14 protein-coding genes are annotated in these 13,627 nt (G+C 65.4%); all 14 read right to left on the bottom strand.

Features of this window, described 5'->3' with window-relative positions; translation table 11 throughout:
- Window positions 1-2 precede the first annotated feature (2 nt).
- Entirely contained in the window at window positions 3-473 is a 471-nt protein-coding gene (gene fliN / locus BZL41_RS05650) for a flagellar motor switch protein FliN (RefSeq protein WP_084336196.1), read from the bottom strand.
- 42 nt (window positions 474-515) lie between these two features.
- On the bottom strand, window positions 516-1,487 hold the full coding sequence (gene fliM, locus BZL41_RS05645) for a flagellar motor switch protein FliM (protein ID WP_095598388.1): 972 nt from the start codon (window positions 1,485-1,487) through the stop codon (window positions 516-518).
- A gap of 8 nt (window positions 1,488-1,495) precedes the next feature.
- Window positions 1,496-2,023 (bottom strand): flagellar basal body-associated protein FliL, encoded by a 528-nt coding sequence (fliL, locus tag BZL41_RS05640; protein WP_095598387.1) that lies wholly within the window; start codon window positions 2,021-2,023, stop codon window positions 1,496-1,498.
- Between the two features lie 211 nt (window positions 2,024-2,234).
- A complete protein-coding gene (locus BZL41_RS05635) occupies window positions 2,235-3,518 on the bottom strand; it encodes a flagellar hook-length control protein FliK (protein WP_095598386.1) in 1,284 nt (427 codons plus the stop codon).
- A 77-nt stretch (window positions 3,519-3,595) separates the two neighbouring features.
- The gene (locus tag BZL41_RS05630) at window positions 3,596-3,952 is read right to left on the bottom strand and encodes an Hpt domain-containing protein (RefSeq protein WP_095598385.1); all 357 of its coding nucleotides are present in this window, start codon (window positions 3,950-3,952) and stop codon (window positions 3,596-3,598) included.
- Between the two features lie 28 nt (window positions 3,953-3,980).
- Window positions 3,981-5,678, bottom strand: a complete 1,698-nt coding sequence (locus BZL41_RS05625) for a fused response regulator/phosphatase (protein ID WP_095598384.1) — start codon at window positions 5,676-5,678, stop codon at window positions 3,981-3,983.
- Window positions 5,679-5,691: 13 nt separating this feature from the next.
- The gene (locus tag BZL41_RS05620) at window positions 5,692-5,997 is read right to left on the bottom strand and encodes an STAS domain-containing protein (RefSeq protein ID WP_095598383.1); all 306 of its coding nucleotides are present in this window, start codon (window positions 5,995-5,997) and stop codon (window positions 5,692-5,694) included.
- Window positions 5,998-6,277: 280 nt separating this feature from the next.
- Window positions 6,278-6,727, bottom strand: coding sequence for a flagellar export protein FliJ (gene fliJ / locus BZL41_RS05615; RefSeq protein ID WP_095598382.1), 450 nt, complete (start codon window positions 6,725-6,727; stop codon window positions 6,278-6,280).
- Between the two features lie 3 nt (window positions 6,728-6,730).
- A complete protein-coding gene (fliI, locus tag BZL41_RS05610; protein WP_095598381.1) occupies window positions 6,731-8,092 on the bottom strand; it encodes a flagellar protein export ATPase FliI in 1,362 nt (453 codons plus the stop codon).
- Window positions 8,082-8,864 (bottom strand): flagellar assembly protein FliH, encoded by a 783-nt coding sequence (gene fliH / locus BZL41_RS05605; protein ID WP_095598380.1) that lies wholly within the window; start codon window positions 8,862-8,864, stop codon window positions 8,082-8,084. The genes fliI and fliH overlap by 11 nt, the downstream gene beginning before the upstream one ends.
- Window positions 8,865-9,881, bottom strand: coding sequence for a flagellar motor switch protein FliG (gene fliG / locus BZL41_RS05600; RefSeq protein WP_095598433.1), 1,017 nt, complete (start codon window positions 9,879-9,881; stop codon window positions 8,865-8,867). It abuts the gene before it with no gap.
- Window positions 9,874-11,661 carry a flagellar basal-body MS-ring/collar protein FliF gene (gene fliF, locus BZL41_RS05595; protein ID WP_095598379.1) on the bottom strand — a complete coding sequence of 596 codons (1,788 nt, stop codon included), beginning with the start codon at window positions 11,659-11,661 and terminating at the stop codon, window positions 9,874-9,876. The genes fliG and fliF overlap by 8 nt, the downstream gene beginning before the upstream one ends.
- A 14-nt stretch (window positions 11,662-11,675) precedes the next feature.
- Window positions 11,676-12,005, bottom strand: coding sequence for a flagellar hook-basal body complex protein FliE (gene fliE, locus BZL41_RS05590; protein WP_095598378.1), 330 nt, complete (start codon window positions 12,003-12,005; stop codon window positions 11,676-11,678).
- A gap of 198 nt (window positions 12,006-12,203) precedes the next feature.
- Entirely contained in the window at window positions 12,204-13,619 is a 1,416-nt protein-coding gene (fleR, locus tag BZL41_RS05585; RefSeq protein WP_095598377.1) for a sigma-54-dependent response regulator transcription factor FleR, read from the bottom strand.
- Between the last annotated feature and the right edge of the window lie 8 nt (window positions 13,620-13,627).

The following is a 13,627-nucleotide window of genomic DNA, read 5'->3' as shown; positions in this document are numbered from 1 at the left end:
GATCAGCGCAGCTTCTTGATGCGTTCGCTGGGGCTGATGACGTCGGTCAGCCGGATACCGAACTTCTCGTTGACCACCACCACCTCGCCATGGGCGATGAGGGTGCCGTTGACTAGCACGTCCAGCGGCTCGCCGGCCAGGCGGTCCAGCTCGATCACCGAGCCCTGGTTCAGTTGCAGCAGGTTGCGGATGGTGATGTCGGTGTTGCCGACCTCCATGGAGATCGAGACCGGGATGTCCAGGATCACGTCCAGGTTCGGCCCTTCGAGGCTCACCGGGCCATTCGCCTTGGGTGCGCTGCCGAATTCCTCCATCGGCGCACGCGGCGAAGGCACCGGCGCGCTGACGCCGCCCTGCGACAGCATGGCGTCGATGTCGTCCTGGCTGGCGTCGCCGGCCTCGGCCAGCGCTGCCGCCCACTCGTCGGCGAGCGCCTGTTCTTCCGGGGAAGTGTGTTCGTTGTCGTCTGCCATCGTTGTCCTCGGCTGGCTCGGAAAAGTGGATGAAGGGTGGGCTCAGCGCTGCCGCTCGACCGGATCGAGAATCTGCAACGCCAGGTTGCCCTTGTGCGCACCCAGTTTGACCTTGAAAGCCGGTACGCCATTGGCGCGCATGATGATGTTTTCCGGCATTTCCACCGGGATCACGTCGCCCGGCTGCATGTGCAGGATGTCGCGCAGGCGCAACTGGCGGCGAACCACCGTGGCGCCCAGCGGTACGCTGACGTCGAGGATGTCTTCGCGCAGGGCCTTGATCCAGCGCTCGTCCTGATCGTCGACGTCGGACTGGAAACCGGCATCGAGCATCTCGCGGATCGGCTCGATCATCGAATAGGGCATGGTGATGTGCAGGTCGCCGCCGCCGCCATCCAGCTCGATGTGGAAGGTGGAAACCACCACCACTTCGCTGGGGCTGACGATGTTCGCCAGCGCGGGGTTCACCTCGGAGTTGATGTACTCGAAGTTGACGTCGAGCACCGCGTGCCAGGCTTCCTTGAGGTCGACGAAGGCCTGGTCGAGCACCATGCGCACCACCCGTAGCTCGGTGGGGGTGAATTCGCGCCCCTCGATCTTGGCGTGGCGGCCGTCGCCGCCGAAGAAGTTGTCCACCAGCTTGAATACCAGCTTGGCGTCGAGGATGAATAGCGCGGTGCCACGCAGCGGCTTCATCTTCACCAGGTTCAGGCTGGTCGGTACGTAGAGGGAATGCACGTACTCGCCGAACTTCATCACCTGCACCCCGCCCACCGCCACGTCGGCCGAGCGGCGCAGCAGGTTGAACATGCTGATGCGGGTATAGCGGGCGAAACGCTCGTTGATCATCTCCAGGGTCGGCATGCGTCCACGCACGATCCGATCCTGGCTGGTCAGGTCATAGCTCTTGACGCTGCCCGGTTCGGCAGCGCTCTCGGTCTCGACCAGGCCATCGTCGACGCCGTGCAGCAGGGCGTCGATTTCATCCTGGGACAGCAGGTCTTGTACGGCCATCGCGGTTCCTACTGGAGAACGAAGTTGGTGAACAGCACTTGCTCGACGGTCAGTTTACCCGTCTCTTTCTCCGCCAGCTCCTGGACGCTCGCCGTGGCCTGCTGGCGGAGCATTTCCTTGCCGACCGGGGTCAACATCGCCTCGAAGTCCTGGCTGGAAAACAGCATCACCAGGCGATTGCGCAGCACCGGCATGTGGACCTTGAGCGCATCGAGCGCCGCCTGGTCGCGCGCCATCAGGGCCACGCTCACCTGCATGTAGCGCTGGCGACCCTTATGGTTGAAATTGACCACGAAAGCCGGGGCCAGTTGCTCGTAGATCGCCGGCTGCTTGACGGGCGCGGCGCTTTCGGCAGCGGCATGGGCTTCTTCCTTCGGTTTGTCGCCGCGGCTGAGAAAGAACCAGGTCCCGCCCACGGATGCTCCCACGGCCAGTAGCAAGGCCACGACCACGATGATGATGAGCTTGAGCTTGCCTTTGCCAGCCGGTGCGTCGCCGGCGGGCGGCGGGGTTTGCGGGGCTTCTTTCTTAGCCATGCCAAAAATCCGTCACGTTTTCGAATCCGATCCGCTTTCGAGGGGTATGAGGCAAGTGTTATGCCAGCGCCGGACGAAGCGGCAACCGGCGCGCAGCGGATATACCAGGGTGGCAAGCTGATGTCACCCATAACGACTTCGCCCGACCGCCTGGTGCCGGTCGGGCGAAGTCATGCTTCAGTCTAGCGGATCGCGTCGCGCGAGCGGCGGGTCAGGCGTAATAGTCCACCAGGCCCCGTCCCTGACTGGCGATATTGCTGCGCATCTCGCCGACCGCCAGCGGACGCTCGTCATCGAGGTCTCCCAGCGCGTTGCCATGGCTGCGGCTGCCGCCACGGCCCTGGCCACCGTCGCCCTGCCCCTGCCAGCCACGCGCCAGCGACTGATCGGAGACATTCACATCGAGCTGGTTCATGCCCTGCTGGGAGAACAGCTCGCGCAAGCGATGCACCTGACTTTCCAGCGCCTCGCGAACGCCGGCGTTGGGGCTGGCGAAGGTGACCTGGGTCTGGTCCCGGTTCATCTCGATGCGTACTTCCATGCGGCCCAGTTCGGCCGGATCGAGCTGGATCTCGGCGGACTTGAGGTTCTGGCTGGACAGCCACATCACCCGGTCCACCACGGCCTCGCTCCAGCCGCCCTGCTGCATGGCCACCGGTTGCCCCGGCACCAGCGGTACGCGTTGCGCCTGGCCGGTCTGCTGGGAAATCGCCTGGCTCAGGGCGCTGAGCTTGCTGGCAAAGCTGTCGGCACGCGCCTCGGCCGGGCTCTCCGTCCGCTCGAGCGTCGGCTCGGGCAACAGCAGCGCGGCATCCCCCTCGCCTTCGCCCTCGCCACCCTGCGCCTGCTGCTCGGCGAAGGCGGCCATGGCGTCGGCAAGGTTCGGCTCACCCTTGCCCGCGGAATCGAGGGCAAGCGTCGGCGTGCTGTCCGGCTTGGCGGCCTGTCCCTTGCCGTGCATGTCCAGGGCCAGATTCACACCCTTCGCGCTGTTCAGCGCATCGAGCTGCGGATCGTGACTGGCCGGGGTCATACTCGCCGGAGCGGCGCTGTTCAGCGCGGGCAGCATCAGTGTCAGGTCTTCGCCGGTCTCGTCGCCCTCCTCGCCTTCGCTGTCCAGGCCGACGGTCAGTTCGCCCTCTTCGGGCGGCACCTGGCCGGCCATTGCCATCAACAGCATGGGGTCGAGGGTCGGGTCTTCCTGCGCGGGATCGGTCGGCAAGGAATTGCCGCTATCGGCAACCACTGTCGACTCGGCGGCAGAGGCCTCGTCGGTTTTCTCCGCTTCGCCGGCGTCGGCGGGCTTGGCCGCAGCCGGTCTTTCCGGCTTTTCCGGCTTCTCGCTGCGTTCGGCGGACTTGGCCTGGCGCTCCTTGGCGTACACCTGGGCAAAGCTGGAAGCCTCATTCTTGCGGGGCTCCGGCGCTTTCGCAGGCGCCGCCTTGGGCTTCACCTCGGGCGCGGCCTTGAGCAACAGATCGGGGGCGACGGACATGGAACAGTCTCCGTTCGGGGTTGGTCGTGCCAGGGAAATAGCAAGGCCTGGGCCAACTTCGAACGAAGGAGGAGGAATCAGCGCGTCAGGTAGCGCTGGCGCTCGGCCCGAAAGAGGATGCGGACGATGGCGAACTCGCGCTCGATCTGTTCGATCAGGGCCGGCGTCTCGTCGAGTTGCTCGCGCCGCGCGGTTTCTTCCAGGTCCTTGCACAAGGCGGCCAAGAGCGGCGCACCCATATTGCTGCAACTGCCCTTGAAACTGTGTGCGGCGAGACGCACGCCTTGCGCGTCGGCGGCCAGCTGGGCCTGCTGGATGAGGCGCAGGCGTTCTTCGGAATCGGTCAGGAAAGTCTCGAGCAGCACGGGGTACTCGTCTTCCATGACACCTTGCAAGGCAGCCAGAACCGCGCTGTCGATATGTAGATCGGACACCTGTCACTCCCTGAACCCGAGGGCGCGATTATGCCTGAGCCGCCCAGGAAAACTCCACGCTCACGCCCCGCCCGTCGGAAAGCCAGGTACACCGCTCGGCCAACCGGCGAACCAGTGCCAGACCGCGCCCCGACAAGCAGCCGGCGACCTGCTGCTGGTTGAGCACGCGGCTGACGTCGAACCCCTCGCCGCTATCCTCGACCCGCACGATCAGGCGGCCGCCGCCGATCTCCTGGATCAGATCCAAGTGGAAGCGCACATAGCCGTCCTGCAACCCGGCCAGCCGCTTCGTGCGCTCGCGGTAGTACTGCGCGAAACCCTCGGCATCGCGCTTGAGCGACGAATCCAGGCCAAGCACGCCATGCTCGAGAGCGTTGGAGTACAACTCGGCCAGGACGGTGTAGAGCGCGCCGGCCTGCAGGCGCAGCCCGCGGACCTCCAGCAGCAGTTGCAGCAGGAACGGCAAGGGGTTGAAGTGCTTGAGGGTCTCGGCACGGAACTCGAAACTGGCCGACCAGTCCAGCGGACTGCCCTGGGCGCTGTTGGCGAAGGCCAGTGGCGGACGGACAAGAGTACTGTCCTCGACCAGGCTGACCTCGACCAGGCTGATGTCGTCCTGCGCCTCTCCGCGGAAGGCAGTCAGCGCCTGCTGAATCTCGTCGAACAGCCGTCCCGGTTCGCGATTGGCATCGAACACGGCCTGCAGCCGCGCCTCGCCGAACAACTCATCGGCGCGGTTACGCGTTTCCAGTACGCCGTCCGACAGCAGGAAGATCCGGTCCCCCAGCTCCAGCGGATAGATTTCGTACTTGTCGTCGAAGGCTTCCGGGTCCAGCACGCCCAGCGGCAGGTGACGGGAGACCAGGGCGGTACGCTCCTGGCTGCCGGCACGGCGGATGTAGCCATCGGGCAAGCCGCCGTTCCAAACCTCCACGACCCGACGCTGGAAGCTGAGGTTGAGCAGTGTGGCGCAGCAGAACACGCCGACCGGCAGGATGCGTTTCAGCTTGGCGTTCATCTCACGCAGGATGTCCACCAGCGAATAGCCCTTGGCGGTCATGCCATAGAACACCTCGGCCAGCGGCATGGCGCCGATTGCCGCCGGCAACCCGTGGCCGGTGAAATCGCCGAGCAGGATATGCATGCCGCCGGACGGCTTGAACGCCGCCAGCAGCAGGTCGCCGTTGAACAGGGCGAATGGCGACTGCAGGTAACGGATATTTGGCGCACTGAGGCAACCGGAGTGCGCCACCTTGTCGAACACCGCCTTGGCCACCCGCTGCTCGGTCATCAGATGCTCGTTGTGCCGGGCAATCAGGTCGCGCTGCTTGAGCACGGTGTCCTGCAAGCGGCGCAGGCGATCCATGGCCTTGATCTTGGCATCGAGGATCACCCCGTTGTAGGGCTTGGAGAGGAAATCGTCTCCGCCCGCCTCCAGGCAGCGGACCAGGGCGTCGTTTTCGCTGAGGGAGGTGAGGAAAATGATCGGCACCAGCTCGTCGCCGGCGAGCTGTTTGATCCGCCGCGCCGCCTCGAAGCCGTCCATGACCGGCATCAGCGCATCCATCAGGACCATGCGCGGATGCTCCTGCTGGAACAGGGCCACCGCTTCCATGCCGTTCGCCGCCGTCAGCACCCGGTGCCCCTGGCGGCTGACGATGGTGGACAGCAGCATGCGATCGGCAGCGCTGTCCTCTGCGATCAGGATGGACAGACGCTGGGGCATGGCCGGCCTCGGCTCAGGCAATCTGGAACAATTGTTCGAAGTTGGAAATGGCGAGGATCTTGCGAACGTCGGGGTTGCAGTTGACCAGACGAATCTGCGCGTCGTCCCCACCGGCATGGTCGCGCAACAGGAGCAGCATGCCGAGGGCCGAGCTGTCCAGGTAGGTGGCGTCCTTGAGGTCCACCACATAGCGCCTGGGCGTGACGTTCACCCGTTCGTAGGCATTGCGAAATTCCTGATGTGCACCGAAGTCGAAGCGTCCCTGGACTTGAATGGTCAGTTCTTGCCCGTCAGCCGAGGGCTGCGAGGTAATGGCCATCTGGCACTCCTTGATCCGAAAGCGTTTGCGCGTGCTGGAAGATGTAGCACCGCCTCAGGCATTGGGCAAATCGACCGACCCCACACGGGATTGCCGGAGGCTTCGTCTACGGGCTCGACGTCCCTCCTGCATTGATTCGTAGGAGCCAGCTGGCGAAGCCTTTGTGTGCCCCCATTCGCGAGCAAGCTCGCTCCTACAAAAGGCCAGCATCCGGGTTACGGTGGGGCCATTGGACGAATGAATTTGCCCCTGCGGGAATTCACCCGGGCATCGCCAGCGATCAGTGCCGCTCGCCGTTCGGCAGGCGCTGGGCCAGTTCGTCGAGCAGCCGCTGCTCGCGCTTGTCTTCGGCCAGGCGCGCCTCGTCCATGTAGCGCTGCACCAGCTTGCGCAGCCCCTCCAGGCGGGCGTAGCGCTGTTGCCATTGCTCGCGGGCCTTTTCCAGGTTGGCCCGGTGCCAGTCCACGCTGCGGCTTTGCTGGCCGATGGCGGTTTCCAGTTGGGAAAGGAAGCGCTGGTAGTTCATCAGCCACTGCCCGGAGACACCCTGGCGGCCCTCGGTGATCCATTGCTGCTGGTAGTCGCCGCGATAACGCTCCAGCTCACCCAGCTTCACCTCCGCCTGGCTCAGCAGGCCCTGGCAGTGCCCGAGCTGACGGGCGGCTTCGCGCTCGGCCTTTTCGGCCATCTCGACCACCGGCGCCAGGCGCGCGGCGCGGCTTTTCGTCACGGCTTAGCGCCCCGCCGCGCCCGGGTTGAAGATCGCCGCCAACTGATTGGCGCTCTGCGGCAGGCTTTCGCTTTCGCGCAGCCCCTGGCGGAGGAACTGGACCATCTGCGGCTGGCGGGCGATGGCCAGGTCGGTTTCCGGATCGCCACCCGGCACGTAGGCACCGACGCTGATCAGGTCGCGGCTCTGCTGGTAGCGCGACCAGAGCTGCTTGAAGCGCTGGGCCTCGCGCAGGTGCTCGGGGCTGACTACCTGGGGCATGACCCGGCTGATGGACGCCTCGATGTCGATGGCCGGGTAGTGCCCCTCCTCCGCCAGCCGGCGCGACAGCACGAAGTGGCCGTCGAGCACGCCGCGCGCGGAGTCGGCGATTGGGTCCTGCTGGTCGTCGCCTTCGGAGAGCACGGTGTAGAACGCGGTGATGGAACCACCGCCCTTCTCCGCGTTGCCGGCCCGCTCCACCAGCTTCGGCAGCTTGGCGAACACCGACGGCGGGTAGCCCTTGGTCGCCGGCGGCTCGCCAATGGCCAGGGCGATCTCGCGCTGGGCTTGGGCGAAACGGGTGAGGGAATCCATCAGCAGCAGGACGTTCTTGCCTTTGTCGCGGAAATATTCGGCGATACGTGTGCAGTACATGGCCGCGCGCAGGCGCATCAGCGGCGCGTCGTCGGCTGGCGATGCCACCACCACCGAGCGCTTGAGACCTTCCTCGCCAAGGATGTCTTCGATGAATTCCTTCACCTCGCGACCGCGCTCGCCGATCAGGCCGACCACGATGATGTCCGCCTCGGTGAAGCGGGTCATCATGCCCAGCAACACGCTCTTGCCCACGCCGGTGCCGGCGAACAGGCCGAGACGCTGCCCGCGCCCCACGGTGAGCAGGCCATTGATGCAGCGGATGCCGACATCCAGCGGCTCGCTGATGGGATGGCGCTTGAGCGGGTTGATCGCCGGGCCGTCCATCGGCACCCAGTCTTCCGCTTTCATCCCGCCCTTGCCGTCCAGGGCCCGGCCGGCGCCATCCAGCACCCGGCCGAGCATGCTCATGCCCATCGGCAGGCGGCCGGTGTCCGGCAGCGGAACCACCCGCGCACCGGGAGCGATACCGGCCAGGCTGCCGACCGGCATCAGGTAGATCTTGCCGCTGGAAAAACCCATTACCTCGGCCTCGACCTGCACCGGGTGGTAACTGTCGTCGTTGATCACCAGGCAGCGGCTGCCGATGCTGGCGCGCAGCCCTTCCGCTTCCAGGGTCAGGCCGACCATGCGCAGCAGGCGGCCTTCGACCACCGGCTGACTGGGAAGCTGGATGGCGTCGCTGTAGCTCGCCAGTCGCCTGGCGAAGCTGATGCGATCAAGGCGCATGGTTCAGGTCCAGATGCAGATCGGCTTCCGGTGGGTTGGTGGCGTTTTCCCGCTGCTGCTCGAAGAGCTGCTTGAGCGCCTGGGCCATGCGAGTCTCGACGCTGGCGTCGATCAGGCTGTGCTCGCTCTCGACCCGGCAGCCGCCCGGCAGCAGCGAGTCGTCTTCGAGGATGCGCCAGCTCTCTTCGTGACGCTCGCGCAGCGCCTTGACCATCTCGAAATCCTGCGGGTTGATGTGGATGCGCACGTTGCTGGCGCCCATCGGCAGCAGCTTGAGCGCTTCGCGCAGGACCTGGCGGATCTGGCTCGAATCGGTGGCCAGTTCGCGCTGGATGACCTGACGGGTGATGTGATTGACCAGGGTGACCAGCGCCTTTTCCACCTGAGTGTCCTGGTCGGCGATGGGCTCGAACAACTGCTCCATCAGCTTTTCCAGGGCCGCCAGCCGCGTCGCCAGCGCCGCGTCGCTTTCCTGCTTGGCCTTCAATTGGCCCGAACGGAAACCGTCCTTCTCGCCGGTGGCGAAGCCTTCGTTGTAGGCATCCTGGCGAATCGCTTCCAGCTCATCCAACGTCAGCGGTTTGACGGCCTCCGGCGGTACGTCTTCCGCTGCCCGCTCCGCCGTCGCTTCTTCGATGGGCGATTCCAGCAGGGCGGCGGGCTCCTCTTCGGCCACCGCCTCGCCCTGCGGGTCGAAGCTCGGCAACGACCAGCGGTCGAAAGCGTTGACGTCCTTGGCGCGGATCAGTTCGCTGGGGGCTTCTTTCGCCATTTAGATCATCTCTTCGCCGCCCTTGCCGCCGAGCACGATTTCCCCGGCCTCGGCCATGCGACGGGCGATGGTGAGAATTTCCTTCTGCGCCGCTTCCACGTCGCTGACACGGACCGGCCCCTTGGCTTCGAGGTCGTCGCGCAGCAGCTCGGCAGCACGCTTGGACATGTTCTTGAACACCTTCTCCTTGATCGCCTCGTCGGCGCCTTTCAGGGCCAGCACCAGCACGTCCGAGGACACTTCGCGCAGCAGCGCCTGGATACCGCGGTCGTCGACGTCCGCCAGGTTGTCGAAGACGAACATCAGGTCTTCGATCTGGCTCGACAGGTCTTCGTCCACTTCGCGGATCGAGTCCATCAGCTGGCCTTCGACCGAGCTGTCGAGGTAGTTCATGATGTCCGCCGCGCGCTTCACGCCGCCCAGGTTGGCGCGAGTGGTGTTGGCGCTGCCGGAGAATTGCTTCTCGAGAATCTGGTTGAGCTCCTTCAGCGCGGCCGGCTGCACGGTGTTCAGCGAAGACACGCGCAGGATGATGTCCAGGCGCACCTTGTGGTCGAAGTGGCTGAGCACTTCGCCAGCCTGGTCCGGGTCCAGATAGGCGACCACGATGGCCTGGATCTGCGGGTGCTCGTAGCGGATCACATCGGCCACGGCGCGCGGCTCCATCCATTTCAGGCTGTCCAGGCCGCTGGTGCTGCCACCGAGCAGGATACGGTCGATCAGGTTGCCGGCTTTGTCTTCGCCGAGCGCCTGGGTCAGCATCTTGCGGATGTAGCTGTCCGAACCCATGCCCAGGCTGGTCTGGTCGCCGACGATCTCGACGAACTCGCCCATCACCTGTTCGATCTGCGCACGCTGGATGTTGCGCATCTGCGCCATGGCCACGCCGACCTTCTGCACCTCCTTCGGGCCGAGATGACGCAGCACTTGCGCGGCGTCGGTCTCACCGAGGGACAGCAGGAGGATGGCGGCCTTGTCGACTTTGGTCAGCTTGGCGGGGAGGCGATTCTCACTCATCGGCATTGATCCACTCTTTCACGACCTGGGCCACACGGCCCGGATCTTCGGCCACCAGACTCTTGATGGCGTTCAGTTGAGCATCATACCCCTCCGTGGGACTGGGCAGCAGGATGCTTTGCGGCCCCCCCAGGCTGACCCGGTCTTCCGACAATTCGCCTTCCAGGCCACCCATCTCACCCAGTTCGACGTCGCCGTCGCGGGTAGCGAGGTCTTTGCCCTTGCCGCCGCCGGTGATGTTGTTCAGCACCGGGCGCAGCACGCCGAAGACCAGCACCAGAATGAACAGGACTCCGAGCACCTGTTTGACGATATCCCAGAACCAAGGCTGCGAGTAGAACGGGACTTCGATGATCTCCTCGCCGCTTTCCGCCGCGAACGGCGCGTTAATCACGCTGACGCTGTCGCCACGGGTGGCGTCGTAGCCCACCGCGTCCTGCACCAGGCGGGTGAAGCGCGCCAGATCGTCGGCGGACCACGGCGCGCGGGTAAGCTCGCCGCTGGCCGGGTCGATCTTCACCTGGTCGTCCACCACCACGGCCACCGACAGACGGCGCAGGCGGCCCTGCTGCTGCTTGGTGTAGCTGATGGAGCGGTCCAGCTCGTAGTTACGGGTGGCCTGCTCGCGCTTGTCCGCCGGATAGGGCGCCAGCATCGGCTGGCCGGTCGCCGGGTCCATGATCTGCTGGCCATTGGCGTCCAGCAACGGCTGGCCAGGGGCTACCGGGCCGGCCGGGGCCGCCGCCTGGGTGGCCTGCTCCGGGGCACTGGCCGGGCCCGGCGGCTGGTTGCTCAGCGCACCCGGCACGCCCTGCGGCGGCAGGCTGCTCTGGCGCTGTTCGTTGACCGACTGCTCGCTGCGCAGCGCCGGCTGGTCCGGGTTGAACATCTCCGAGGTGGACTCCACCGCACTGAAATCGACGTCGGCGGACACCTCGGCCTTGTAGCGACCCATGCCCAGCACCGGTTGCAGAATGTTGTGCACGCGCTGGGTGAACAAGCTTTCCATGCGGCGGCTGTAGTCGAACTGCTTGCCGGCCACGGTCAGCTCGGACATTTCCTGCTGGTCGGACAGCAGGTTGCCTTTCTGGTCGACCACGGTGATCTGCGATTTATCCAATTCCGGCACGCTGGTGGCGACCAGGTTGATGATCGCCATCACCTGGCTCGCCTCCAGGGTACGCCCCGGATACAGCTCAACCAGTACCGATGCGCTGGGCTTGCGCTCGTCGCGGACGAACACCGAGCTTTTCGGAATGGCCAGGTGCACGCGGGCCGCCTTGACGTTGTTCAGGCTGGAAACGGTGCGCGCCAGTTCGCCTTCCAGGCCGCGACGGTAGCGGGTGGCTTCCATGAACTGGCTGGTGCCGAGCCCCTGCTCCTTGTCGAGAATCTCGAAGCCGACGGTGTTATCGCTGGGCGCCACACCGGCGCCGGCCAGCTTCAGGCGGGCACGGGCGAGGTCGTCGGACTTGACCAGCAGGGCGCCGGAGTTGGGTTCGATCTTGTAGGGGATGTCGGACGCGGTGAGGATTTCCACCACCTGGTTGGCATCCATCCCGTTCAGGCTGCCGTACAGCGGACGGTAGTCCGGCTGCTGCGACCAGAGCACCACGGCGAAACCGATCGCCACGCTAGCGGCCAGGCCGACCAGCAGGCCAATCTGCCGCAGCATCGACATATCGGACAGGTTTTCCAGAAAAGCCAGGCCGAACAACGGCTTCTTCGGCTCTTCGGCTCCGCCCTTGACGATCACGTTATTCGCGACTGCTTCAGCCATTGCTCAACCTCGCCTTAAACCGGCATCTGCATGATGTCTTGATACGCCTGAACCAGCTTGTTACGCACCTGGGTCATGGCCTGGAAGGAAACGCTGGCCTTCTGCGAGGCGATCATCACGTCGGCGAGGTCGACCCCGCTCTGCCCCATTTCGAAGGCGGTCGCCATCTGATTGGCGGCCTGCTGGGTGTCATTCACCTTATTCACCGCCTGACCGAGCATGTCCGAAAAGCTCGGCGCACCCGGCTCCGGCGTCGCCGTCACCGGCTTCGCACGGGCCATGGCCTCCATCTGCATGGAGCGCATTTCCAACATCAGGCGATTGAATTCGACACCCTGGCTCATTTCGTACCCTCCGTCGGCTGCGGTTTTTTGACGCTACGCAGCCTTTGCACAGGGTGATTGCAACTAGGGTGCCAATGTTGGAGCGGCAAGCTGCAAGCGGTCAGCTACAAGCGAGAGCCCGCCCGGGAATCCGGTGGGCTCTCGCTTTCTTTTGCAGCCTTCTTGCCGCTTGCTGCTTGCCGCTGAGAGCTGCCAGCTTTAGCTGGCGAAAAGGTAGGCTTCGACGTCCATGCCGGCGTCGCGCATCTGGGCGAGCTTGTAACGCAGGGTACGTGGGCTGATGCCAAGGCGTTCGGCGGCTTCCTTGCGGCGGCCGCGCTCGGAGCGCAGGGTATCGATGATCATCTGGAACTCGCGGCGGCGCAGGTCTTCACCGAGCGGACCGGCCACCTCAGCGGCCGGGGCCTCCACCAGCGGCGGCATCGCCACGGCGGCGACCGGCATTGGCGCCACCGTCGGCACGGCAGCCAGCGGGGCAAGGCCGATCGGGGCGGTCAGGCAGAGGTCCTCGGGTTGGATCACCCCGCCCTGCTGGAGGATCAGGGCGCGCTGGATGGCGTTGTCCAATTCGCGCACGTTACCCGGCCAGGCATGACTGACTAGGCAGGCCCGCGCTTCGGCGGACAGGCTCACCGGGCCCTGGTTCATTTTTTTGACGTGCTTGGCCAGCAGGCGCTCGGCCAGCGGCAGAATGTCGGCGGGCCGCTCGCGTAAGGCGCGCCAGGCCAGCGGGAATACCGACAGGCGATAGTAGAGGTCTTCGCGGAAACGTCCGGCCGCCACTTCGCCGGCTAGGTCGCGGTTGGTGGTGGCCAACACGCGAATGTCCAAGGTGATCGGCCTACGCGCACCGACCCGCTCCACCTCGCGCTCCTGCAGTACCCGCAGCAGCTTGGCTTGCAGACCCAGAGGCATTTCGGAGATTTCGTCGAGCAGGATGGTGCCGCCGTCGGCCAGCTCGAACTTGCCCGGCTGGGCGGCGATAGCACCGGTGAAGGCGCCCTTTTCGTGACCGAACAGCGTGGCCTCCAGCATGTTGTCCGGGATCGCCGCGCAGTTGATCGCGATGAACGGTTTGCCGGCACGCGGGGACTGCTGGTGGATGTAGCGTGCCAGCACTTCCTTACCGGTGCCGGACTCGCCCGAGATCAGCACGGTGGAGTCGCTGCGCGCCACCCGCGCGGCCAGTTGCAGCAAATGTTGACTGGCCGGTTCGACGGCCACCGGCCCTTCGCTCTCGGACGCACCGAGGCGCCCCAAGGCATGGCGAGCGACCAGTTCGAGCAGGGTCTTCGGCTCGAACGGCTTGACCAGGTAATCCGCCGCCCCCTGGCGCATCGCTTCCACCGCGCGCTCGACGGCGCCGAAGGCGGTCATCAGCAGCACAGGCAACTGCGGATAGCGGTTGCGGATCAGCGCCAGCAACTGATGGCCATCCATGCCCGGCATGTTCACGTCGCTGACCACCAGGCCGAACGGCTCTTGGGCCAGCACCGCCAGCGCCTCTTCGGCGCTTTCGACGGCGCGGAACGCGTGTCCGCCGAGCGACAGGGTATCGCCCAGCGCTTCGCGCAGGGCACGGTCGTCTTCGACCAGCAGGACTTTGGCTGTCATGGGCAAGA

This window comes from Pseudomonas sp. PIC25, from assembly GCF_002286785.1.
GTDB lineage: Bacteria > Pseudomonadota > Gammaproteobacteria > Pseudomonadales > Pseudomonadaceae > Pseudomonas_M.
This window is presented reverse-complemented; position numbering and strand designations above follow the sequence as displayed.

What these genes read in the sequence shown, in the direction of transcription:
- fliI (WP_095598381.1), bottom strand. Translation starts at nt 8,092, where the DNA reads ATGCGCCTTGATCGCATCAGCTTCGCCAGGCGACTGGCGAGCTACAGC.
- fliF (WP_095598379.1), bottom strand. Translation starts at nt 11,661, where the DNA reads ATGGCTGAAGCAGTCGCGAATAACGTGATCGTCAAGGGCGGAGCCGAA.
- BZL41_RS05625 (WP_095598384.1), bottom strand. Translation starts at nt 5,678, where the DNA reads ATGCCCCAGCGTCTGTCCATCCTGATCGCAGAGGACAGCGCTGCCGAT.
- fliG (WP_095598433.1), bottom strand. Translation starts at nt 9,881, where the DNA reads ATGAGTGAGAATCGCCTCCCCGCCAAGCTGACCAAAGTCGACAAGGCC.
- fliL (WP_095598387.1), bottom strand. Translation starts at nt 2,023, where the DNA reads ATGGCTAAGAAAGAAGCCCCGCAAACCCCGCCGCCCGCCGGCGACGCA.
- fliM (WP_095598388.1), bottom strand. Translation starts at nt 1,487, where the DNA reads ATGGCCGTACAAGACCTGCTGTCCCAGGATGAAATCGACGCCCTGCTG.
- fliN (WP_084336196.1), bottom strand. Translation starts at nt 473, where the DNA reads ATGGCAGACGACAACGAACACACTTCCCCGGAAGAACAGGCGCTCGCC.
- fliE (WP_095598378.1), bottom strand. Translation starts at nt 12,005, where the DNA reads ATGAGCCAGGGTGTCGAATTCAATCGCCTGATGTTGGAAATGCGCTCC.
- fleR (WP_095598377.1), bottom strand. Translation starts at nt 13,619, where the DNA reads ATGACAGCCAAAGTCCTGCTGGTCGAAGACGACCGTGCCCTGCGCGAA.
- BZL41_RS05620 (WP_095598383.1), bottom strand. Translation starts at nt 5,997, where the DNA reads ATGGCCATTACCTCGCAGCCCTCGGCTGACGGGCAAGAACTGACCATT.
- fliH (WP_095598380.1), bottom strand. Translation starts at nt 8,864, where the DNA reads ATGGCGAAAGAAGCCCCCAGCGAACTGATCCGCGCCAAGGACGTCAAC.
- BZL41_RS05635 (WP_095598386.1), bottom strand. Translation starts at nt 3,518, where the DNA reads ATGTCCGTCGCCCCCGATCTGTTGCTCAAGGCCGCGCCCGAGGTGAAG.